The sequence below is a fragment of the Pseudooceanicola aestuarii genome, from assembly GCF_010614805.1.
Lineage (GTDB): Bacteria > Pseudomonadota > Alphaproteobacteria > Rhodobacterales > Rhodobacteraceae > Pseudooceanicola > Pseudooceanicola aestuarii.
Genome location: NZ_JAAFZC010000001.1, coordinates 1,692,867 through 1,713,398 on the forward strand (window position 1 = coordinate 1,692,867; position 20,532 = coordinate 1,713,398).

General features: G+C 64.2%; 23 protein-coding genes. 18 read left to right on the forward strand and 5 right to left on the reverse strand.

The genetic code is table 11. From position 1 onward, the window contains the following. Positions 1–21: 21 nt before the first annotated feature. The 16 genes from secY to G5A46_RS08135 all read left to right on the forward strand — a co-directional run bounded on the left by secY (position 22) and on the right by G5A46_RS08135 (position 15,290). Entirely contained in the window at positions 22–1,383 is a 1,362-nt protein-coding gene (gene secY, locus G5A46_RS08060) for a preprotein translocase subunit SecY (RefSeq protein ID WP_163848908.1), read from the forward strand. Then, a complete protein-coding gene (locus G5A46_RS08065; protein ID WP_163848909.1) occupies positions 1,380–2,024 on the forward strand; it encodes an adenylate kinase in 645 nt (214 codons plus the stop codon). The genes secY and G5A46_RS08065 overlap by 4 nt, the downstream gene beginning before the upstream one ends. A gap of 262 nt (positions 2,025–2,286) precedes the next feature. Beyond that, the gene (gene rpsM / locus G5A46_RS08070; RefSeq protein WP_163848910.1) at positions 2,287–2,655 is read left to right on the forward strand and encodes a 30S ribosomal protein S13; all 369 of its coding nucleotides are present in this window, start codon (positions 2,287–2,289) and stop codon (positions 2,653–2,655) included. A gap of 15 nt (positions 2,656–2,670) precedes the next feature. Beyond that, positions 2,671–3,060, forward strand: a complete 390-nt coding sequence (rpsK, locus tag G5A46_RS08075) for a 30S ribosomal protein S11 (protein WP_163848911.1) — start codon at positions 2,671–2,673, stop codon at positions 3,058–3,060. Positions 3,061–3,172: 112 nt separating this feature from the next. Then, a complete protein-coding gene (locus G5A46_RS08080; protein ID WP_163848912.1) occupies positions 3,173–4,189 on the forward strand; it encodes a DNA-directed RNA polymerase subunit alpha in 1,017 nt (338 codons plus the stop codon). A gap of 167 nt (positions 4,190–4,356) precedes the next feature. Beyond that, entirely contained in the window at positions 4,357–4,776 is a 420-nt protein-coding gene (gene rplQ, locus G5A46_RS08085) for a 50S ribosomal protein L17 (protein WP_163848913.1), read from the forward strand. A gap of 127 nt (positions 4,777–4,903) precedes the next feature. Beyond that, on the forward strand, positions 4,904–6,331 hold the full coding sequence (locus G5A46_RS08090; protein WP_163848914.1) for a trypsin-like peptidase domain-containing protein: 1,428 nt from the start codon (positions 4,904–4,906) through the stop codon (positions 6,329–6,331). Continuing rightward, positions 6,331–7,668 (forward strand): replication-associated recombination protein A, encoded by a 1,338-nt coding sequence (locus G5A46_RS08095; RefSeq protein WP_163848915.1) that lies wholly within the window; start codon positions 6,331–6,333, stop codon positions 7,666–7,668. Before G5A46_RS08090 ends, G5A46_RS08095 begins: the two co-directional genes overlap by 1 nt. A 32-nt stretch (positions 7,669–7,700) precedes the next feature. Continuing rightward, complete coding sequence (gene crcB / locus G5A46_RS08100; RefSeq protein ID WP_163848916.1) at positions 7,701–8,081, forward strand: fluoride efflux transporter CrcB; 381 nt, start codon at positions 7,701–7,703, stop codon at positions 8,079–8,081. Next, complete coding sequence (locus G5A46_RS08105) at positions 8,078–9,133, forward strand: RluA family pseudouridine synthase (RefSeq protein ID WP_163848917.1); 1,056 nt, start codon at positions 8,078–8,080, stop codon at positions 9,131–9,133. Before crcB ends, G5A46_RS08105 begins: the two co-directional genes overlap by 4 nt. Continuing rightward, positions 9,130–9,804: an HAD-IA family hydrolase gene (locus tag G5A46_RS08110; protein WP_163848918.1), complete on the forward strand. Its 675-nt coding sequence runs from the start codon at positions 9,130–9,132 to the stop codon at positions 9,802–9,804. The genes G5A46_RS08105 and G5A46_RS08110 overlap by 4 nt, the downstream gene beginning before the upstream one ends. Continuing rightward, on the forward strand, positions 9,801–10,514 hold the full coding sequence (locus G5A46_RS08115; RefSeq protein WP_163848919.1) for an ATP12 family chaperone protein: 714 nt from the start codon (positions 9,801–9,803) through the stop codon (positions 10,512–10,514). The genes G5A46_RS08110 and G5A46_RS08115 overlap by 4 nt, the downstream gene beginning before the upstream one ends. 245 nt (positions 10,515–10,759) lie before the next feature. Continuing rightward, positions 10,760–11,779: an amino acid ABC transporter substrate-binding protein gene (locus G5A46_RS08120; protein WP_163848920.1), complete on the forward strand. Its 1,020-nt coding sequence runs from the start codon at positions 10,760–10,762 to the stop codon at positions 11,777–11,779. A gap of 123 nt (positions 11,780–11,902) precedes the next feature. Next, positions 11,903–13,159: an amino acid ABC transporter permease gene (locus G5A46_RS08125; protein WP_163848921.1), complete on the forward strand. Its 1,257-nt coding sequence runs from the start codon at positions 11,903–11,905 to the stop codon at positions 13,157–13,159. A 1-nt stretch (position 13,160) separates the two neighbouring features. Continuing rightward, positions 13,161–14,480: an amino acid ABC transporter permease gene (locus G5A46_RS08130; protein WP_163848922.1), complete on the forward strand. Its 1,320-nt coding sequence runs from the start codon at positions 13,161–13,163 to the stop codon at positions 14,478–14,480. Between the two features lie 12 nt (positions 14,481–14,492). After that, positions 14,493–15,290, forward strand: a complete 798-nt coding sequence (locus G5A46_RS08135) for an amino acid ABC transporter ATP-binding protein (protein ID WP_163848923.1) — start codon at positions 14,493–14,495, stop codon at positions 15,288–15,290. 148 nt (positions 15,291–15,438) lie between these two features. On the opposite strand, the gene G5A46_RS08140 is transcribed toward G5A46_RS08135, so the two are convergent. From G5A46_RS08140 to argB, 4 genes are read right to left on the reverse strand one after another with little or no spacing between them, the layout of a single operon-like run. Then, complete coding sequence (locus tag G5A46_RS08140) at positions 15,439–15,936, reverse strand: SixA phosphatase family protein (protein ID WP_163848924.1); 498 nt, start codon at positions 15,934–15,936, stop codon at positions 15,439–15,441. Positions 15,937–15,944: 8 nt separating this feature from the next. Then, on the reverse strand, positions 15,945–16,613 hold the full coding sequence (locus G5A46_RS08145) for a ferredoxin (RefSeq protein ID WP_239520668.1): 669 nt from the start codon (positions 16,611–16,613) through the stop codon (positions 15,945–15,947). Beyond that, positions 16,592–17,383, reverse strand: a complete 792-nt coding sequence (locus G5A46_RS08150) for a sterol desaturase family protein (RefSeq protein WP_163848925.1) — start codon at positions 17,381–17,383, stop codon at positions 16,592–16,594. The genes G5A46_RS08145 and G5A46_RS08150 overlap by 22 nt, the downstream gene beginning before the upstream one ends. Positions 17,384–17,386: 3 nt before the next feature. Then, entirely contained in the window at positions 17,387–18,253 is an 867-nt protein-coding gene (argB, locus tag G5A46_RS08155; RefSeq protein WP_163848926.1) for an acetylglutamate kinase, read from the reverse strand. A 383-nt stretch (positions 18,254–18,636) separates the two neighbouring features. Here argB and G5A46_RS08160 point away from each other — a divergent pair, with 383 nt between their 5' ends. Further along, entirely contained in the window at positions 18,637–19,218 is a 582-nt protein-coding gene (locus G5A46_RS08160; protein WP_163848927.1) for an outer membrane protein, read from the forward strand. A 128-nt stretch (positions 19,219–19,346) separates the two neighbouring features. Continuing rightward, positions 19,347–19,844, forward strand: coding sequence for an outer membrane beta-barrel protein (locus G5A46_RS08165; RefSeq protein ID WP_204318714.1), 498 nt, complete (start codon positions 19,347–19,349; stop codon positions 19,842–19,844). Between the two features lie 33 nt (positions 19,845–19,877). Here the strand turns inward: G5A46_RS08165 and yihA are convergent, their stop codons facing one another. Further along, entirely contained in the window at positions 19,878–20,531 is a 654-nt protein-coding gene (gene yihA / locus G5A46_RS08170; protein WP_163848929.1) for a ribosome biogenesis GTP-binding protein YihA/YsxC, read from the reverse strand. Position 20,532 lies beyond the last annotated feature (1 nt).

Genomic DNA, 20,532 nt, shown 5'->3' on the forward strand with positions numbered 1-20,532 from the left:
TGTGCATAAGAGAGAGAGCCGATGGTATCCGCAGCAGAACAGATGGCGGCCAACACCTCATGGTCCGCCCTCGGCAAGGCGACCGATCTCCGCAAGCGGATCTTCTTCACGATCGGGCTGCTGATTGTCTACCGGCTGGGCACCTTCCTGCCCGTTCCCGGCATTGACGGCGCCGCCCTGCGTGAGTTCATGGAAGGCGCGGGGCAGGGGATCGGCGGCATGCTGACGATGTTCACCGGCGGCGCCTTGGGCCGCATGGGCATCTTCGCCCTGGGCATCATGCCCTATATCTCCGCCTCCATCATCGTGCAGCTCATGACGGCCATGGTGCCGGCGCTGGAGCAGCTGAAGAAGGAAGGCGAACAGGGCCGCAAGAAGATCAACCAATACACCCGCTACGGCACGGTGCTGCTGGCGACGCTACAGGCCTACGGGCTTGCCGTCTCGCTTGAATCGGGTGACCTGGTGACGGATCCGGGCCTGTTCTTCAGGGCAACCTGCGTGATCACCCTGGTCGGTGGGACAATGTTCCTGATGTGGCTGGGTGAACAGATCACCGCGCGCGGCGTCGGCAACGGTATTTCCCTGATCATTTTCGTCGGCATCATCGCCGAGGTTCCCGCCGCCCTGGCGCAGTTCTTCGCCTCCGGCCGGTCCGGCGCGATTTCTCCCGCGGTGATCGTGGGCGTGGTACTGATGGTGGTCGCGACAATTGCCTTCGTGGTGTTCATGGAGCGGGCGTTGCGAAAGATCCATATCCAGTATCCGCGCCGCCAGGTGGGCATGAAGGTCTACGACGGCGGGTCTTCCCACCTTCCGGTGAAAGTGAACCCGGCGGGGGTGATCCCGGCGATCTTCGCCTCCTCGCTGCTGCTGCTGCCGGTGACGATCTCCACCTTCTCGGGCAGTGATACGGGGCCGGTCATGTCAACGCTGCTGGCCTATTTCGGGCCGGGGCAGCCGCTGTACCTGCTGTTCTTCGTCGCGATGATCGTCTTCTTCGCCTATTTCTACACCTTCAACGTTTCCTTCAAGCCCGACGAGGTTGCGGAGAACTTGAAGAACCAGAACGGTTTCGTCCCCGGCATCCGGCCCGGCAAGAAGACCGAGGAATACCTGGAATACGTGGTCAAGCGTATCCTGGTCCTGGGCTCCGCTTACCTGGCCGCCGTCTGCATGCTGCCCGAAGTGCTGCGCGGACAGATGGCCGTTCCCTTCTATTTCGGCGGGACTTCCGTGTTGATCGTGGTATCGGTCGTCATGGATACGATCCAGCAGGTGCAAAGCCATCTTCTGGCCCACCAATACGAAGGCCTGATCGAAAAGTCGCAATTGCGCGGCAAGGGCAAGCGCCGGCAACGAAAAGGACCAGCACGTCGATGAACATCATTCTACTTGGACCGCCGGGCGCCGGCAAAGGTACCCAGGCCCGCGTATTGGTCGATGAGCGCGACATGATCCAGCTGTCCACCGGTGACATGCTGAGGGAGGCCCGGTCCTCGGGCACCGAAATGGGCAAGGTCGTCGCCGAAGTCATGGACAAGGGTGGGCTGGTAACCGACGAAATCGTCATCGGCCTGATCCGCGAGAAGCTGGAAGGCGAGAAGAAGGGCGGATTCATCTTTGATGGATTTCCCCGGACGCTGGCGCAGGCGGATGCGCTGGCCGATCTGCTGGCCGACATGGGTGAGGCGCTGGATGCCGTCGTGGAATTGCAGGTCGAGGAAGAGGCGCTGGTCGCCCGTATCGTCGGGCGCTCCACCTGCGGCAATTGCGGGGAGGTCTACCACGACGTGACCAAGCCGATCCCCGCCGATGGCAAATGCGCCAATTGCGGCGGTACGGAGTTCAAGCGCCGGGCGGATGACAACGAGGAAAGCCTCAAGACCCGCTTGATGGAATATTACAAGAAGACCTCGCCGCTGATCGGTTACTACTATGCCAAGGACGATCTGCGCCGCGTCGACGGCCTGGCAGAGATGTCCGAGGTCAAGCGCCAGATCGACGAGATCCTGAGCAACTGACCCAATTTCGCTGTGGCAATACAGGGTTCGGCCCTGCCTCGGCGGAATTCTGGTTTTCTCCCGGCGCGGGGGAAAACCTTCTTGCCCTCTTGACGATCCTGCGATTCACACATACGCAGCCCTATCCCGGAACGTCGCTGATTCTCGTCGGCTGTGCCGGGGCCTCGCATATGACCCAGGGCCCGACGGCTGAAGCCTCGGGCCATGTGTTGTGAAAAAAGGTTCTGGAGCTACGGAACCGCAACAAAAGGAATACAGAACATTGGCACGTATTGCCGGCGTTAACATCCCGACTGCAAAGCGGGTGCCCATCGCCCTGACCTACATCACCGGTATCGGCCCGTCTTCGGCCCGCAGCATCTGTGACTCCGTGAACATCGACCAGACCCGCCGCGTCAACGAATTGTCCGACGCCGAAGTTCTGGCCATCCGCGAACATATCGACGCGAACTTCACCGTCGAAGGCGACCTGCGCCGCGAAGTGCAGATGAACGTCAAGCGCCTGATGGACCTGGGCTGCTACCGTGGCCTGCGCCATCGTCGCAACCTGCCGGTTCGCGGCCAGCGGACCCATACCAACGCCCGTACCCGCAAGGGCCCGGCGAAAGCCATCGCCGGCAAGAAGAAGTAAGGGAGGGCAGCAGATATGGCACGCGATACCCGTCGTACCAAACGCAAGGTTTCCAAGAACATCGCCGCTGGCGTTGCGCATGTGAACTCTTCGTTCAACAATACCAAGATCCTGATCTCCGATGTGCAGGGCAACGCGATCTCCTGGTCGTCCGCCGGCACCATGGGCTTCAAAGGCTCCCGGAAGTCGACACCCTATGCCGCGCAGATGGCCGCAGAAGACGCGGGCAAGAAGGCACAGGAACACGGCGTCAAGACGCTGGAAGTCGAAGTTCAGGGCCCCGGTTCCGGCCGCGAAAGCGCGCTGCGCGCGCTGGCCGCCGCTGGCTTCAACATCACGTCCATCCGCGACGTGACCCCGATCGCGCACAACGGCTGCCGTCCGCCGAAACGCCGTCGGGTCTGATCGTCTGCGACTCTCTTTGGTGGCCGCGCCCCGGCGCGGTCGCCTTTCGTCATTTTGAACCTCGGGAGTTTTCGGTCCCTCAGCCAGGGCCGAAACGGGAATGGAGGGATACATGATCCACAAGAACTGGGCCGAACTGATCAAGCCAACCCAGCTCGACGTCAAGCCGGGCAACAACCCGGCCCGTCAGGCAACGGTGGTTGCCGAACCGCTGGAACGCGGGTTCGGCCTTACGCTGGGCAACGCGCTGCGTCGCGTTCTCATGTCCTCCCTTCAGGGGGCGGCGATCACCAGCGTGCAGATCGACAACGTGCTGCACGAATTCTCGTCCATCGCCGGTGTGCGCGAAGACGTGACCGACGTGGTGCTGAATCTCAAGGGCGTGTCCCTGCGCATGGAAGTCGAAGGGCCCAAACGCCTTTCGGTCAATGCGAAGGGGCCGGGCGTCGTCACTGCCGCTGACATCTCCGAAAGCGCGGGCATCGAGATCCTGAACAAGGAACACGTGATCTGCCACCTCGACGAGGGGTCGGACCTGTTCATGGAACTGACCGTGAACACCGGCAAGGGCTATGTCCCCGCCGACAAGAACAAGCCGGAGGATGCCCCCATCGGCCTGATCCCGATCGATGCGATCTATTCGCCGATCAAGAAGGTGTCCTACGACGTGCAGCCCACCCGCGAGGGTCAGGTGCTGGACTATGACAAGCTGACGATGAAAATCGACACCGACGGCTCCATCTCGCCGGATGACGCCGTGGCTTATGCCGCGCGTATCCTTCAGGATCAGCTGTCCATCTTCGTCAATTTCGACGAGCCTGAATCGGCTGGTCGCCAGGACGAGGATGACGGTCTGGAGTTCAACCCGCTCCTGCTGAAGAAAGTGGATGAGCTGGAGCTGTCTGTCCGGTCCGCCAACTGCCTGAAGAACGACAACATCGTCTATATCGGCGACCTGATCCAGAAGACCGAGGCAGAGATGCTGCGCACGCCGAACTTCGGTCGCAAGTCTCTGAACGAGATCAAGGAAGTGCTCTCGGGCATGGGTCTGCATCTCGGCATGGACGTTGAGGATTGGCCGCCCGACAATATCGAAGACCTGGCCAAGAAGTTCGAAGACCAGTTCTGATCAGACAGGGCACCCGGTGCGGCGCCGGGTGTCTTCTTTCGGGGCCATTTTGGCCCTGCCGCCGCAACGGCCGCATCCCCCTGATGCGTCCCAAGGAGAGCCGGTGACACGCATCGCCGGCCAGACAAAGCAAAACCGCCCGTAGAGGGCAATTCGGAGTAAGACGCATGCGTCACGCACGAGGCTACCGCCGCCTGAACCGCACCCACGAACACCGCAAGGCATTGTGGGCGAACATGGCCGGCTCTCTCATCGAACACGAACAGATCAAGACGACGCTGCCCAAGGCGAAGGAACTTCGCCGCATTGTCGAAAAGCTGATCACCCTGGGCAAGCGCGGCGATCTGCATGCCCGCCGCCAGGCGGCCTCCCAGCTGAAACAGGACCAATATGTCGAAAAACTGTTCGACATTCTTGGCCCGCGCTACAAGGACCGTCAGGGCGGCTATATCCGCATCATGAAAGCGGGCTTCCGCTATGGTGACATGGCGCCGATGGCGATCATCGAATTCGTCGACCGCGACGTCGATGCCAAGGGCGCCGGTGACCGGGCACGCCTGGCCGAGGCCGAGGCAGCAGAGGGCTGATACCGCCCGACAGCGCAGAATTCCGGCCCCCGCAGTTTGCCGACTGCGGGGGCTTCGCGTTTCCGGTTCCTTGCAAAATCGTGCGCCGCTTCGCATATCTTGGCCCAGACGCCGCGACGGAGATCCCATGCAACGCCCGATCCTGACCGCCCTTGCCGCCGTGACCGTCACGGCCATCGTTTCTTTCAGTGCCTATCTGTTGGTGCCCTCCTCGGCCCCCGAGGCGGCAGAAACGCGCGTGCCAGTCAGCCAGGCTGAAATCTCCCTGGGCTTTGCGCCTCTGGTGCGGCAGGCCGCGCCCGCCGTGGTCAATATCTATGCCAAACGGGTGGTGGAAACGCGCCGCTCGCCCTTCGCCGATGATCCGTTCTTTCGCGATTTCTTCCGTGAATTCGGCCCGTCGCAGCCACGGGTGCAGAATTCGCTTGGCTCAGGGGTGATCTTGTCTGAAGACGGGATCGTCGTTTCGAATTACCACGTTGTGGCCCAGGCAGACGAAATCCGCGTGGTGCTGAACGACCGCCGGGAATTTGACGCCACGGTGCTGCTATCGGATGCGGAGGCCGACCTGGCGGTGCTGCGGCTGGACGGGGCCACCGACATGCCGCATCTGCGCCTGCGCGACAGCGATTCCGTCGAAGTGGGAGAGCTGGCGCTGGCCATCGGCAATCCCTTCGGCGTGGGGCAGACTGTATCGTCGGGGATTGTATCGGGGCTGGCCCGGACCGGCACGGCGATCGGCAACGCGCGTGGCTATTACATCCAGACCGATGCGCCGATCAATCCGGGAAACTCAGGCGGCGCGCTGATCGATATCAACGGCGACCTGATCGGGGTGAACACGCGCATCCTGTCGAAATCTGGCGGCTCCAACGGGATCGGATTCGCCATCCCCGCCGCCCTGGTGGCGCAATTCGTCGAACAGGCGCAGGCGGGCGGCGCGCGGTTCGAACGGCCCTGGGCGGGCATGACCGGCCAGCCGGTGGACGTGGATATCGCCGCCACCCTGGGTCTGGACCGCCCGCAGGGGCTGGTGATCGCCGATCTGCATGAGGCCAGCCCGTTTGGTGCCGCCGGGTTCCGTGCGGGTGACGTCATTCTGGCAGTGGATGGTCAACCGGTCGCGGGTCCGGCGGAAATGCTGTTCCGGATGAGCGTACGCGGCCTTGGAGAGGAAATGCAGGTCACGCGGTATCGCGACGGCGACCGCAAGGACATTGCTGTCACCCTGATTGCCCCGCCCGAGGATCCGCCGCGCGCCGAACGCCAGACCGGACGCCGGTCCGCCCTGCCGGGGCTGACATTGCACAGTGTGAATCCGGCCGTGATCGCGGAATACCAATTGCCGTTGACGGCAAGGGGCGCCCTGGTGGCCGACCCCGGCCCGGTGGGCCGCCGTGCAGGCCTGCGCATCGGCGACGTGCTGCTGGCCGTCAACGGGAAGCCGGTGATCGGGTCCGAAGGCGCAGATCGCCTCTTGCGGGATCTGCGCGGCTACCTGGAGCTGGATGTGCTGCGTGCCGGCCAGCGGATGACCATGCGGTTCCGCCTCTGATGGCTGACCTTTTCGGATCCGACGCCCCGCCGGCCCGTGCCGCGCCCGACATGCCCGACGGCCCGCGCCCCCTGGCGGATCGGTTGCGTCCGCAGGCGCTGGCGGAGGTGATCGGCCAGCCGCAGGTGATTGGCGCCAATGCGCCGTTGACGGTGATGCTGGAATCCGGCTCGTTGTCCTCCATCATATTCTGGGGTCCGCCCGGCACCGGCAAGACGACGATCGCACGCCTGCTGGCCCATGAGACGAAGCTGCATTTCGAACAGATCAGCGCGATCTTCTCCGGCGTGGCGGATCTGAAAAAGGTGTTCGAAGCTGCCCGCCAGCGCCGCCGCGCGGGGCAGGGGACATTGCTGTTCGTGGACGAGATCCACCGTTTCAACAAGGCGCAGCAGGATGGTTTCCTGCCGCATATGGAGGATGGCACGATCATCCTTGTGGGCGCCACAACCGAAAACCCCAGTTTTGAATTGAATGCCGCGCTTTTGTCTCGCGCTCAGGTTCTGGTGTTGGAACGCCTTTCTCTGGTAGAGTTGGAGGAATTGACCGCCCGCGCAGAGGCGGCGCTGAACCGCCCGTTGCCGCTGAATGCGCAGGCCCGTGCCGCGCTTTTTGCCATGGCGGATGGCGACGGGCGCGCGCTGTTGAACCTGGTCGAACAAGTTGCCGCCTGGCGCGTGGAGGCGCCTTTGGACACGGCCGCCCTGTCGGCGCGGTTGATGCGGCGGGCGGCCAAATACGACAAGTCGGGGGACGAGCATTACAACCTGATTTCCGCCCTGCACAAATCGGTGCGCGGATCGGACCCTGACGCGGCGCTGTACTGGTATGCGCGGATGCTGGAGGGCGGCGAAGACCCGCGCTACCTGGCCCGGCGCATCACCCGCATGGCGGTCGAGGACATCGGCCTGGCCGATCCGCAGGCGCAGGGCCTCTGCCTGGAGGCCTGGCAGACCTACGAGCGTCTCGGCAGTCCGGAGGGGGAGCTGGCGCTGTCGCAGGCGGTCGTCTACCTGGCATTGGCGCCGAAATCCAACGCGGGCTACGCCGCCTACAAGGCCGCCCGCCGCAGCGCCAGGACGAACGGCAGTGCCATGCCGCCGCGCCACATCCTGAATGCGCCCACCAGCTTGATGAAGGACCAGGGCTACGGCACGGGCTACGCCTATGATCACGACGCCGAAGACGCGTTCTCGGGCCAGGATTATTTCCCCGAGGACATGGAGCGGGAGCAGTTCTACAGCCCCGTCGAACGCGGGTTCGAACGTGACCTGGCCAAGCGGGTGGAGTATTTCGCCCGCCTGCGGGCGAAGCGTGGCGGGGGCGGGTCAGCTTGACTCCCGCCCCGGTTGGCGCGACAGGGGGCGCCATGATTTCAACGATCCTTCAGGTCGCCCTGGGCGGCGCCATCGGGGCCAGCCTGCGCTATCTTTCGGGGGTCGCGGTCACGCGTGCCTGGGGCGCGGGGGGCTTTCCGCTGGGCGTGATCGGGGTGAACATCCTGGGCTCCGGAGTGATGGGCCTGCTGGTCGCCGTGATGGCGGCACGTGGGTTGACCCATTGGGCGCCTTTTCTTGTCACCGGCCTCTTGGGCGGGTTCACGACCTTCTCGGCCTTTTCGCTGGAAGCGGTGACGTTGTATGAACGCGGCGCGTTGGGACAGGCGGCGGCCTATGTGGGGCTGTCCGTGGGCCTGTCCCTTGCCGCATTGGTGGCCGGGCTTTGGCTTGGCCGGGAGATCCTGACATGAGCGGCGTGCAAACGATCACCGTCGGCGCGGCGGATGCCGATCAACGGCTGGACCGCTGGTTGCGGCGCCTGTTTCCACAGCTGACCCAGGGCCGCATCGAGAAGATGTGCCGCAAGGGCGAACTGCGGGTCAACGGCGGCCGGATCAAGAGCAATCACCGGCTGGAGGCCGGGCAGGACGTGCGCGTGCCGCCCTTGCCCGATCCCGACCAGCAGCCCGCCGCCCCGCCCATCCCCCGCATCGGAGAGGCCGACACCCGGCTGATGCGCGATGCGGTGCTGTGGGAGGACGATCACCTGATCGTGCTGAACAAGCCCGCCGGCCTGCCCGTTCAGGGCGGCAGCAAGCAGACGCGTCATGTCGATGGCCTGTCTGCTGCGCTGACCCGACCGGGGGATGAGAAACCCCGGCTGGTGCACCGCCTGGACAAGGATACCTCGGGCCTGCTGCTGCTGGCACGGAGCCGGTCCGTCGCGGCCAAGCTGACTGAGGCGTTCCGCGCCCGCGAGACCCGCAAGATCTACTGGGCGGTGGTGGCGGGCGTGCCCTCTCCGGCGATGGGGACGATCCGCTATGGCCTGGTGAAGGCGCCGGGCCATGGCGCCGGTGGCGAGGGCGAGAAGATGCTGTGCCTGCATCCCGGACAGGTCGACAAGACCCCCGGTGCCAAGCGCGCGGTTAGCGATTACGCGGTGCTGTCCCCGCTGGCCAAGCGCGCCGCCTGGGTCGCGCTGGTGCCGGTGACGGGGCGCACCCACCAGCTGCGGGCCCATATGGCCGAGCTGGGGCACCCGATCATCGGGGACGGCAAGTATGGTGGCTCTGGCCAGGAAAATCTGGGCGACGGCTGGGGCGCGCAGCTGGGCGGAGAGCTGAGCCGCAAACTGCATCTTCATGCCCGCCACCTGCGTCTGCGCCACCCGATCACCGGCCGGACCCTGAACCTGACCGCGCCGCTGCCCGAACATATGGGCCGGACCTGGGAGGCGATGCAATGGCGCGCCGCCGACGTGCCCGTCGATCCCTTTGACGAGGACGAGGGGTTTCAATGATGCCGCGCCTGGTGGTGTTCGACGTGGATGGCACCCTGGTGGACAGCCAGGCGGATATCGTCGCCTCCATGACCGCCGCCTTTCTGGGCGTGGCGCTGCCGGTGCCGGAGCGTGCTGCGGTGCTGCGCATGGTCGGGCTGTCGCTTGACCACGGCGTCCGTCAAATCGCGCCAGGGTTGGCGGATGGCGTCTATGACCGGCTGGTGAGCGGCTACAAGGCCGAATACCAGCGCCTGCGCCTGTTGGGCGGGGCAGGGGGGACGCCGCTCTATCCAGGGATGATGGAGCTGCTGGACGGGCTGTGCGGTCGCGACGATCTGCTGTTGGGGATCGCCACCGGAAAGTCGCGGCGCGGTCTACTGGCCTTGCTGGAGATGCACGGGCTGGACCGGCATTTCGTCACCCTTCAGATGGCCGACGACCATCCGGGCAAGCCGCATCCCTCCATGCTGCTGAGCGCCATGGCCGAAACCGGCGTGACGGCGGCGAAGACTGTGATGATCGGCGACACCACCTATGACCGCGACATGGCACAGGCGGCGGGTGCAGGGTTTATCGGCGTTGGCTGGGGCTACCATGCGCCCGAAGAGATTTCCCCGCAGCGCCCGGCGGTGACCGATGCCGCCGCGCTGCGGCGCGCGATTGACGACGTATTCGAGGTGAAAACATGAGCGAATGGGCCCCCCGCCGATTCTGGAAACAGGCCGTGGCGACACCGCAGGACGGCGGTTTCGCCATCCATTTGGACAATCGCCCGGTTCGCACCCCGGCCAAGGCGCCGCTGATCGTGCCCTCGGCCGCGCTGGCCCATGCCATCGCCGCGGAGTGGGACGCCCAGGTCGAAACCGTGAACCCTGCCTCCATGCCCGTCACCCGCGCCGCCAATGCCGCCATCGACAAGGTGACGCCGCAACGGGAGGAGGTGGTGGCCATGCTGGCCGATTACGGCGACAGCGATCTGCTGTGCTACCGCGCGACCAGCCCCGAGGCGCTGATGCTGCGGCAGGCTGCGGCCTGGGATCCGCTGCTGGATTGGGCGGGCGCGACATTGGGTGCCCGGCTGCAACCGCGCCCCGGGGTCATGCATGCGCCCCAGGATCCGCGCGACCTGGCCCGGCTGAAGACGCAAGTGTCGGAAATGTCGGCATTCGAGCTGACGGCCTTTCACGATCTGGTGTCGTTGTCGGGATCGCTGATCCTGGGCTTTGCCGCATTCCACGGCGCGCGGCCAATCGGGGAGATATGGACATTGTCGCGGATCGACGAGGATTGGCAACAGGAGCAATGGGGCGCCGATGAGGAAGCCACCGCCCAGGCGGCGCACAAGGAAGAGGCGTTTTTGAATGCGCGCCGCTTCCTGGATTTTCTGCACGCAGCCTGAGTTTTGGAATTGGGTTCCTAATTCATCTACCCACTACTTGGCATTGCGCTGTGCCAAGTCGTGAATCGTAGCGGCAAGTAGATTAAAATTTGTTATGACAGCCTTGACCGGCCGCGATGAATCCGCTCACACTCCTGATACTGTTGGGGGGAACACCTTCTCAATATGTTTCACCCGAAGTCCAACACGGACCAGATGAACCGCCCGGAGCAAATCCAGCGGCGGACAATCAGGAAGAGGTTAACATGATGAAATCCGTATTTCTTGGCGCGCTGACCGTCGCCGGGCTGACCGCAGGCGCTGCCGCCGCGGCCACCCTGGACGATGTCAAGGCACGTGGGAAGCTGAACTGCGGCGTGACCACCGGCCTTGTCGGCTTTGCCGCGCCGGATGCGAACGGCGAATGGAAAGGCTTTGACGTTGGCGTCTGCCGCGCCGTCGCCGCCGCTGTTCTGGGCGACCCGACCGCCGTCGAATTCGTGCCGACCACCGGCAAGACCCGCTTTACCGCGCTTGCCTCCGGCGAAATCGACATGCTGGCGCGGAACACCACCTGGACGTTCTCCCGCGATGTGGACCTGAAGTTCACCTTCGTCGGCGTGAATTACTACGACGGCCAGGGTTTCATGGTTCCGAAGGAGCTGGGCGTCTCTTCGGCCAAGGAAATGGACGGCGCGACCGTCTGCATCCAGACCGGCACCACGACCGAGCTGAACCTCGCGGATTTCTTCCGCAAGAACAACATGAACTATGAGCCGGTCCCGATCGAGACCAACGCCGAGGCGCAGCAGCAATACCTGGCGGGCGCCTGTGACGTCTACACCACCGACGCGTCCGGCCTGGCCGCAACGCGTGCCACGTTCGAAGATCCCACCGCACATGTCGTGCTGCCGGAGATCGTCTCCAAGGAGCCGCTGGGCCCGCTGGTCCGCCACGGTGACGACGAATGGGGCGACGTGGTCCGCTGGTCCCTGAACGCGCTGGTCGCGGCCGAGGAACTGGGCATCACCTCCACCAACGTGGGTGACATGGCGTCCTCCGCCGGGGACAACCCGGAAATCAACCGCCTGCTGGGGACCGAGGGCAACCTGGGCGAGATGCTGGGCCTCGAGGCCGACTGGGCCGTCAAGGCGATCCAGGCCGGTGGCAACTACGGCGAGCTGTTCGAACAGAACATCGGCGAAAGCACCCCGATCGGCCTGGCCCGCGGGCTGAACGCACAGTGGACCGACGGCGGCCTGATGTACGCCCCCCCGTTCCGCTAAGTCTCTCGCAAGGGGCGCGATTTTTTCGCGCCCCTTCGCAACGGGCCCTTCGGGGCAGCCAGTCACCGACCGACGCGCGCAGACGCAATCAGAATACGGTCGGGCAACGGGGACCACATCACCATGTCGACACTCACCGACCCGCCGGCGGCGTCGTTCAAGCTATCCATGCTTGTCTACGATACCCGGTATCGAGCCATCACCTTTCAGATCATCGCGCTGGTCGCCTTCCTGCTGTTCTTCGGCTGGCTTGCCCTCAACACAGCGCAGAACCTCGCCGACCTGGGCAAGGAACCGTCTTTCGGGTTCCTGTTCGAACCGGCGGGATATGACATCAACCAGCGGCTGATCGAGTACAACTCGCAGTCCAGCCACCTGCGTGCCGCGTTTGTCGGTATCCTCAACACGCTGCTCGTGGCCTTCATGGGCTGTGTCGCGGCCACCGTCGTCGGTGTGCTGATCGGCGTGCTGCGCCTGTCCAACAACTGGCTGGTGGCGCGGCTGATGACCATCTACGTGGAGCTCTTCCGCAACGTGCCGGTGCTGATGTGGATCGTGCTGAGCATGGCCATCCTGATCGAAAGCCTGCCGGCGCCGCGTGACTTCCGGGGCGAAGACCCGGCGGCGACGATGTCGTTCTTCGACTCGGTGGCCGTCACCAATCGGGGTGTCTACATCCCCGAACCGCTGTTCTCGCGCGGGTTGGGCGACTTCCCGATAGGCGGAGCGTTCAACATCAGCCTCGACCTGATTGCGATTCTGATCGTGCTGGGCGGCAGCCTGTTCGTCCGCAACCGCATCGCGCAACGCGCCGAAGCGCAGCAGAACGCCACCGGCATCCGACCCCGAACATGGCATATCCAGCTCGGCGTTATCCTGCTGCCGCTGATCGTGCTGCTGGCGGTGCTGGGCTTCCACCTCGGGTATCCCGTGCTCAAGGGGTTCAACTTTGGCGGCGGCACCTATCTGCGCAACTCGTTGATCGCGCTGTGGCTGGCCCTGTCGCTTTATACCGCCGCCTTCATCGCGGAAATCGTGCGCGCCGGCATCCTGGCCATTTCCAAGGGCCAGACCGAGGCGGCAGCCGCCCTGGGCCTGCGTCCGCGCCGGATCATGAGCCTGGTCATCCTGCCCCAGGCCCTGCGGGTGATCATCCCGCCGCTGATCTCGCAATACCTGAACCTGACCAAGAACTCCTCTCTCGCCATCGCGGTGGGCTACATGGATATCACCGGCACGCTGATGGGCATCACGCTCAACCAGACCGGCCGGGAGCTAGAGACGGTTCTCCTTGGCATGCTGATCTACCTGGCCATCTCCCTGCTGATCTCGGCGGTGATGAACTGGTACAATTCCCGCGTTAAACTGGTGGAGCGGTAAGATGTCTGACACACACGCAGAATCCGTACTTTTCGTCCGCGACACCATGCTGCCGGAGAAGGAGCCACCATCCTCCACGGTGGGGATCATGGGCTGGTCGCGCTCCAACCTGTTCTCGACCTGGGTGAATTCGGCACTGACCATCCTGTCGCTGCTGTTCATCGCCATGCTGCTTTATCGCATGGTGCCCTGGCTGCTGTCCCCGACCTGGAGCGCAGCCTCCCTGACCGAATGCCGGGAGATGTTCGCGGCCACGGGGGAGGGCGGCCATGGTGGCGCCTGCTGGGGGGTGATCCGCGAGCGCTGGCAACAGCTGATGTTCGGGTTCTACCCCTCCGACCTCTACTGGCGGCCGGTGCTGGCGCTGGTGTTGCTGTTCGTGGCCCTGGGACCGATCCTCTTTGCCGCCTATGTCCCGGTAAAGATGATCTGGTTTTCCATGCTCTATCCCTTCCTGGCGGTCTGGTTGCTGTGGGGCGGGTCGATCTGGATGCCGATCGCGGCGATCCTGGGCTTTGTCATCGTGGCTGTGGCCTTCCGCGTATTGTCATCGCTGATCATCCCGGCCCTGGCGCTGTTGACCGGGGTCGTGCTGGCGGTGCTGTGGTGGACCGTGCTGGCCGCGCCCTTCGCGGGCGGGGTTCACAGCATCATCCCGTTGGGGATCGAAGCGGTGCAATCGCGGGAATTCGGCGGCTTCATGCTGTCGATCACCATCGGTGTGACGGCGATCATGTGTTCGCTGCCCATCGGCATCGTCCTGGCCCTGGGCCGGCGGTCCGACCTGCTGCTGGTCAAGGCGATCTGCGTCGGCTTTATCGAGTTCATCCGGGGCGTGCCGCTGATCACGCTGCTGTTCGTGGCCTCTACCCTGCTGAACATCTTCCTGCCGCCGGGCACCAATTTCGACATCATCCTGCGGGTGATGATCATGGTGACGCTGTTCGCCTCCGCCTACATGGCCGAGGTGATCCGTGGCGGGCTGGCGGCGTTGCCGACCGGGCAGTACGAGGGGGCCGACAGCCTGGGCCTGGACTACTGGCAGGCGCAGCGCCTGATCATCATGCCGCAGGCGCTGAAGATCTCGATCCCGGGGATCGTTTCCACCTTCATCGGGGTGTTCAAGGACACGACGCTGGTATCGATCATCTCGATGTTCGATCCGCTGGGCCTGGCCAATGCCATCCGCGCCGACACGGCCTGGAACGGTGTCTACTGGGAGCTGTTCATCTTCATCGGCGCCGTCTTCTTCATCTTCTGTTTTTCCATGTCCCGCTACTCGATGTATCTGGAGCGCAAGCTTCAGACCGGGCACCGCTAGGAGGGTCCGACCATGACCGACACTGCATTTGACACGATGCCCCAGGTAGACCGTTCCAAGCTGATGGTCAGCGACGAGGTCGCCATCGAGATCAGCAACATGAACAAATGGTACGGCACGTTCCACGTGTTGCGCGATATCGACCTGACGGTGAACAGGGGCGAGCGGATTGTGATCGCCGGCCCTTCCGGATCGGGCAAATCGACGTTGATCCGTTGCATCAACCGTCTGGAGGAACACCAGGCGGGGCGGATCATCGTCGACGGGACCGAACTGACCTCGGATCTGAAGAACATCGACAAGATCCGGTCCGAGGTCGGGATGTGTTTCCAGCATTTCAACCTGTTCCCGCATCTGACGATCCTGGAAAACTGCACCCTGGCGCCGATCTGGGTGCGCAAGGTGCCCAAGCGCGAGGCCGAGGAAACGGCCATGCATTTCCTCGAAAAGGTGAAGATCCCCGAACAGGCCAGCAAATATCCCGGCCAGCTGTCGGGGGGTCAACAGCAGCGGGTCGCCATCGCGCGGTCGCTGTGCATGAAGCCGCGGATCATGCTGTTCGATGAACCGACCTCAGCGCTTGATCCCGAGATGATCAAGGAGGTGCTGGACACGATGATCGAGCTTGCACAGGAGGGTATGACCATGCTCTGTGTTACGCACGAGATGGGCTTTGCCCGTCAGGTCGCCAACCGCGTGATCTTCATGGACCAGGGTCAGATCGTCGAACAGAACGAACCTGAAGAGTTCTTCAACAACCCGCGGTCCGAGCGGACGAAATTGTTCCTGTCCCAGATCCTGGGGCACTGACGAGCGGCGTTTGTGGCGGCGGATCCGGGGAGAGGGTCCGCCGGGCATGCGAGGGGCGAGGCCCCGAACGGCGGGGAGGCCGTTCGGGGCCTCGCAGTTTTTCGTCTGTCTCGGGGGCCTATGCAGGGGGCAGGCGCGGGCCTGCCGGTCACTCTTGGAGCAACTCGCGCGGCGTGATGAAATTGCGCACCGTGCCGGTCCCGAACTGCACCTCCGCCCATTCCGAAACCTCGAAATCCACCACCAAGGTCGCGCAGGTAGGGAAATCCGCGAACCGGCCATGCGGCGGCGCATCGCGCAGGATGCGGGCGGCGAAATCGGCCGCGCCGGGATTGTGACCAAGGATCAGCACATTCTCGCGGTCCGCCAGTCGCAGTTGATCCAGAATGATGCCGGCGGGCGCGTGGTAGAGCGTCTCCAGCAATTCAACACGGCCACTGATCTTCAGGCGCTCCAGCGTCTCGACCGTGCGGGCGGCGGTGGAGCACAGGATCACGTCGGGCAGATATTCGCGGTCGAACAGCCATTTGCCGATCGCCTCCGCAGAGCGCCGTCCACGTCCGTTCAGGGGGCGTGCGTGATCCTCCTGACCGGCGGTGGCCCAGGATGATTTCGCGTGACGCATGAGAATGAGGCGGCGGCGCATCTGGGCTGTTACTTGGTAAAATGACGCATATGAAAAATGTTTTGTGCCAAGACCCTGCCACGAGCGCGGGCCGGGGGGCAAGCCTCGCGCACCTGGCAGCCATGGTGAAGGCAGATTTTTCCGGCCTCTGTCTCCAACCAGGCGCGACAGGCGGGCACATCATAGCCCGCCGGGGTCAGCGCGCCCGCCGGACAGGCGGTGGCGCAGGGCGCGATGCAACCGGTACAGGGCGCGGGTCGGGGCGCGGGCAGGGGCAGGGTGGCGGGCAGAGCCAGCGCGCCGCGAAATGCCAGGTGCAGCCCGTCCTCGGCATCGGCCAGCAGGGTCACCGGTGAGCGCTGGACGCCGCCGGCGACTCGCGCCCAATCGTAGAACGGCGCATAGGGCGGCCCGTCAAAGGGAAAGACCGCGCAGGCGCCATCCTGTTGCCGGGTGAGGGCGTTGATGACGCGTCGCGACCAGCGGTCCATCGGATCCTCCGCCCCGTCGCGATATTCCGCGCTGGCGGTAAAGATCGCCCAGAACCGGGGTGTCTTCGGCGATAACAGCAACAAGGTGCCGGTCCCGGCGGGCAGCGCGGGATCCGGCGCGGGGTGCAGGGCCGCCGAAACCCGCAGCCCGCAGGGCCGCGCCGCGCGGTCCCAATCCGCGATCCCTAGCGACGAAAGGGGAGCCACAGGCTCCACCCCAATCGGGAGGGGCGCTCGTCCTGCCAGCCCAGGCCCAGCACCATCCCGTCATGCCCATCGCGCGGCGTGGCGGAATAGGTGCGAAACAGCCGATCCCAAAGTGAGAAGGCAAAGCCGTAATTGCTGTCCGTCTCGTCGCGATGCACGGAATGATGCACCCGGTGCATGTCCGGCGTCACGATCACCAGCCGCATCCAGCGGTCCAGCCAGGGCGGCAGGTTCAGGTTGGCATGGTTGAACATCGCGGTGCCGTTCAGGATGATCTCGAACAGCAGAACCGCCAGGGCAGAGGGGCCAAGCGCGTAGATCAACCCGATCTTCCACAGCATCGACAGCCCGATCTCCAGCGGATGAAACCGGATCGCGGTGGTCACATCCACGTCCCGATCCGCATGGTGCACCTGGTGCAACCGCCAGAGCAGCGGCACCTTGTGTGTCGCCAGGTGCTGAAACCAGATCGCGAAATCCAGGATCAGCACGCTGGCCGCCACCTCCGCCGCTGCGGGCCAGCCCAGCCGGTTGAAAAGCCCCCAGCCCCCTGCCTGCGCATCCAGCGCCGCCCCGATGGACAATAGCGGCAGGCCAAGGGCCATAAGCCGCAGCATCACGGTGCCACCGATCGAAATCCCCCAGTTGGTCAACCAGCGACGCGGGCGCTTCTGGGCACGGGCGCGGCGCGGGGCCCATGCCTCTGCCAGGGCGAAAAGGGTGAATAGCCCCAGGAATATCGGCAGACGAATCGCGGCAGCCTGGTCCATGCCTCAGCCTGCGCGGATCATCGACCCGGCGCCATGTTCGGTGAACAATTCCAGCAGCACCGCATTCGGTGCCCGCCCGTCCAGGATGACCACGGCACGCACCCCGCGCGCAATGGCGTCCAGCGCGGTTTCCGTCTTGGGAATCATGCCGCCGGCGATCACGCCCTGCTCGGTCATCTCGCGGATCTGCACATCGGACAGCTCGGTCACGACGTTGCCTTCCGCGTCCTTGACCCCCGCGACATCGGTCAGCAGCAGCAAGCGATCGGCCTTCAGCGCGCCCGCGATGGCCCCGGCGGCGGTGTCGCCGTTGATGTTGAACGTCTCGCCGTTGCGGCCCATGCCCAGCGGTGCGATCACCGGGATGATGTCGCTGCGGAACATGGAATGCAGGATGCCGGTGTCGATCTCGGCCGGGGTGCCGACAAAGCCCAGATCCGGGTCGGTCTGGTCGCAGATCATCAGACCGGCGTCCTTGCCCGACAGGCCGACACCCTTGCCGCCCTGTTCGTTGATCGCCTGCACGATGGCCTTGTTCACGCGGCCCGACAGTACCATTTCCACCACCTCGACCGTGGCGGCATCGGTCACCCGCTTGCCCCGGACGAAATCGGATTTCACGCCCAGCCGGTCCAGCATATCGTTGATCATAGGACCGCCGCCATGCACGATCACCGGGTTAACCCCGACCTGCCGCATCAGCACGATATCGCGGGCAAAGGTCTGCATCGCCTCGTCGTCGCCCATGGCATGGCCGCCAAATTTCACGACGACGATCGCCCCTTCGTAGCGTTGCAGATAGGGCAGCGCTTCGGACAGGGTGCGGGCGGTGGCGATCCAATCGCGGTTCATGGCAGTCTGCTTCTTCATCATCCATTCCTCGTTCCGCAACGTGATACGCGCTTGCCCCCGCGCTGCCAAGAGAAGACCGCCGCACCGACGCGGCTGCGCATCGGTGGAAAGCCGCGCAAAATTGGCGCCTCTCTTGAAGAAATTATTTATTAACTTCAGCCCTCTAAAAGCGCGTTCACGGCGTCGTAATCGCATGTGAACAACGGTGTGCGGGCTTCTAGGCGCTGTAGGCCGGTTTCTGCGCAGGCCCTGCGGGGCCACGGGCAAACGGGAACCAGGTGCATTATCTATCCGTTGTTCCGACAGTCCAGGCGGCGTGACCGTCTGACCGGAACCTGAGGCGTTGCCCCGGCGACGTCGAGAAAAAAGTGGGCAAAACGCCCCAGTTTAAGGAGAGACCCATGATCCGCAGTCTTGCGACCGCCCTTGCCGCGTCCACCGCACTTGCTGCACCGGCCTTTGCCGGAAGCGCGAACCTGGCCCCGGCCGACCCCGTTGTGCCCGCACCGGCGCCTGCACCCGTCTACAACACCACCGACTGGACCGGCGCCTATGGCGGTCTGTCCTTGGGCTACGGCGATTTCGACGCCGGCACCGCCGATGGCGACGGCGAAGTCTACGGCCTGCACGGCGGGTACGATCATGACTTCGGCACCTTTGTTCTTGGTGGCGAGCTGGATTACCAATCCGGTGATTTCGACACCACCGGCGGCGTGGACGTCGATGACATCACCCGTCTGAAACTGCGCGCCGGTTACGACGCGGGCGATGCCCTGCTGTATGGCGTTGTCGGTGCGGCCTCCGCCAACACCAACATGGGCTCCGACGAAGGTTATGTCGCCGGTCTGGGCGCGGAATACCGCGTGACCAACCAGGTCAGCGTGGGCGGTGAATACCTGTACCACGAATTCAACGACTTCAACGGTGGTGGCACCGACGTGACGGCGAACACCTTCTCCGCACGTGTGAACTACCGCTTCTGATCCGCATCATTCCTCCCCAGGATGCAGAGAAACCCGGGCGCGCCGCGCCCGGGTTTTTTCATGTCCGGTGAGCAGGGGGCAGGTTGCGGGAAACAAAATGGCTGCGGGCGCGTTGGGATCGCATGGACGTGATCAGAAAAACCCATGCTTTCACAATTACTTGTACCACGGCTCTTGCTCTCGTCTCCGGGGCGCAGGCGCAGGAACGGTTCGGTCCCTATGCTGGCGGCACGCTGGGATTGGCCACCGATTCGGACCACACCCCTTTTGTCAGCGCATTCGTCGGGATCGATCGCCAGTTCGGGACCATGATCGCGGGCGCCGAGCTGGAGCATTCGCGCACCGATATCGGCACCGCCTCCGGAAACCTCGATCGGATCACGCGGCTGAAGCTGCGGCTGGGCGTTGCGCGACGGCAGGACAGGGTCTACGGCATCTTCGGTGCGGCCCGCAGCGGCGGCGCCTTTGGCGCCCATCCGGGCTATGTGCTGGGTGTGGGCTACGAACGCCGCATCGCAGAGCCTGTGTCACTCGGCGCCGAGCTGCTGCATCATGGGTTCGACGCACCGGCCGGCGGGATGCAGAAGGTCAATACCTTCTCGATGCGGGCGATCTACCAGTTCTGACGGGGGCGTTTCCCCGATGGGACCAGCCCGAGCTCAGTCCAGGGTGGCAATGATGCTGCGCAGGGTCGCGATCCCCTCGCCCTTCTCCGAAGAGGTCGCGATAATCTCGGGGTAGGCGGCCGGGTGGCGGGACAGAGCGCCACGCACCTGTGCCAGCATCCGGTCGAATTCGCCCTTCTTCAGCTTGTCGGTCTTGGTCAGGACGCATTGGAACACCACCGCCGCACTGTCGAGCAGGGCCATGATCTCCTCGTCGACGGGTTTGACCCCGTGACGGCTGTCGATCAATACAAAGGCCCGGCGCAGTGTCTGGCGACCGGACAGGTATTGCTTCAACAGCTTTTGCCATTTCTCAACCACCGGCAGCGGGGCGTTGGCATAGCCATAACCGGGCAGATCGACAAGGAAGGACACATCGCCCAGGGCGAAGTAGTTGATTTCCTGCGTGCGACCGGGCGTATTGGAGGCGCGTGCCAGGTTTTTTCTTCCCGTCAATGCATTGATCAGGCTGGATTTCCCGACATTCGAACGCCCGGCAAAGCAGACCTCCATCCGGTCCGCCGGGGGCAGGCCGGACATGGCGACCACGCCCTTGACGAAATCGACCTCACCGGCGAACAGCTTCCGCCCCAATTCCGAGGTGAGGTGATCCGGCGCTTCTGCCAGGGGGAAGGGCAGGGCGCTCATC

Bases quoted from the DNA above. Each gene is read 5' to 3' on its own strand.
- secY (WP_163848908.1), top strand. From the start codon at position 22: ATGGTATCCGCAGCAGAACAGATGGCGGCCAACACCTCATGGTCCGCC.
- G5A46_RS08065 (WP_163848909.1), top strand. From the start codon at position 1,380: ATGAACATCATTCTACTTGGACCGCCGGGCGCCGGCAAAGGTACCCAG.
- rpsK (WP_163848911.1), top strand. From the start codon at position 2,671: ATGGCACGCGATACCCGTCGTACCAAACGCAAGGTTTCCAAGAACATC.
- G5A46_RS08080 (WP_163848912.1), top strand. From the start codon at position 3,173: ATGATCCACAAGAACTGGGCCGAACTGATCAAGCCAACCCAGCTCGAC.
- rplQ (WP_163848913.1), top strand. From the start codon at position 4,357: ATGCGTCACGCACGAGGCTACCGCCGCCTGAACCGCACCCACGAACAC.
- G5A46_RS08090 (WP_163848914.1), top strand. From the start codon at position 4,904: ATGCAACGCCCGATCCTGACCGCCCTTGCCGCCGTGACCGTCACGGCC.
- G5A46_RS08095 (WP_163848915.1), top strand. From the start codon at position 6,331: ATGGCTGACCTTTTCGGATCCGACGCCCCGCCGGCCCGTGCCGCGCCC.
- crcB (WP_163848916.1), top strand. From the start codon at position 7,701: ATGATTTCAACGATCCTTCAGGTCGCCCTGGGCGGCGCCATCGGGGCC.
- G5A46_RS08105 (WP_163848917.1), top strand. From the start codon at position 8,078: ATGAGCGGCGTGCAAACGATCACCGTCGGCGCGGCGGATGCCGATCAA.
- G5A46_RS08110 (WP_163848918.1), top strand. From the start codon at position 9,130: ATGATGCCGCGCCTGGTGGTGTTCGACGTGGATGGCACCCTGGTGGAC.
- G5A46_RS08115 (WP_163848919.1), top strand. From the start codon at position 9,801: ATGAGCGAATGGGCCCCCCGCCGATTCTGGAAACAGGCCGTGGCGACA.
- G5A46_RS08120 (WP_163848920.1), top strand. From the start codon at position 10,760: ATGATGAAATCCGTATTTCTTGGCGCGCTGACCGTCGCCGGGCTGACC.
- G5A46_RS08125 (WP_163848921.1), top strand. From the start codon at position 11,903: ATGTCGACACTCACCGACCCGCCGGCGGCGTCGTTCAAGCTATCCATG.
- G5A46_RS08130 (WP_163848922.1), top strand. From the start codon at position 13,161: ATGTCTGACACACACGCAGAATCCGTACTTTTCGTCCGCGACACCATG.
- G5A46_RS08135 (WP_163848923.1), top strand. From the start codon at position 14,493: ATGACCGACACTGCATTTGACACGATGCCCCAGGTAGACCGTTCCAAG.
- G5A46_RS08140 (WP_163848924.1), bottom strand. From the start codon at position 15,936: ATGCGCCGCCGCCTCATTCTCATGCGTCACGCGAAATCATCCTGGGCC.
- G5A46_RS08150 (WP_163848925.1), bottom strand. From the start codon at position 17,383: ATGGACCAGGCTGCCGCGATTCGTCTGCCGATATTCCTGGGGCTATTC.
- argB (WP_163848926.1), bottom strand. From the start codon at position 18,253: ATGAAGAAGCAGACTGCCATGAACCGCGATTGGATCGCCACCGCCCGC.
- G5A46_RS08160 (WP_163848927.1), top strand. From the start codon at position 18,637: ATGATCCGCAGTCTTGCGACCGCCCTTGCCGCGTCCACCGCACTTGCT.
- yihA (WP_163848929.1), bottom strand. From the start codon at position 20,531: ATGAGCGCCCTGCCCTTCCCCCTGGCAGAAGCGCCGGATCACCTCACC.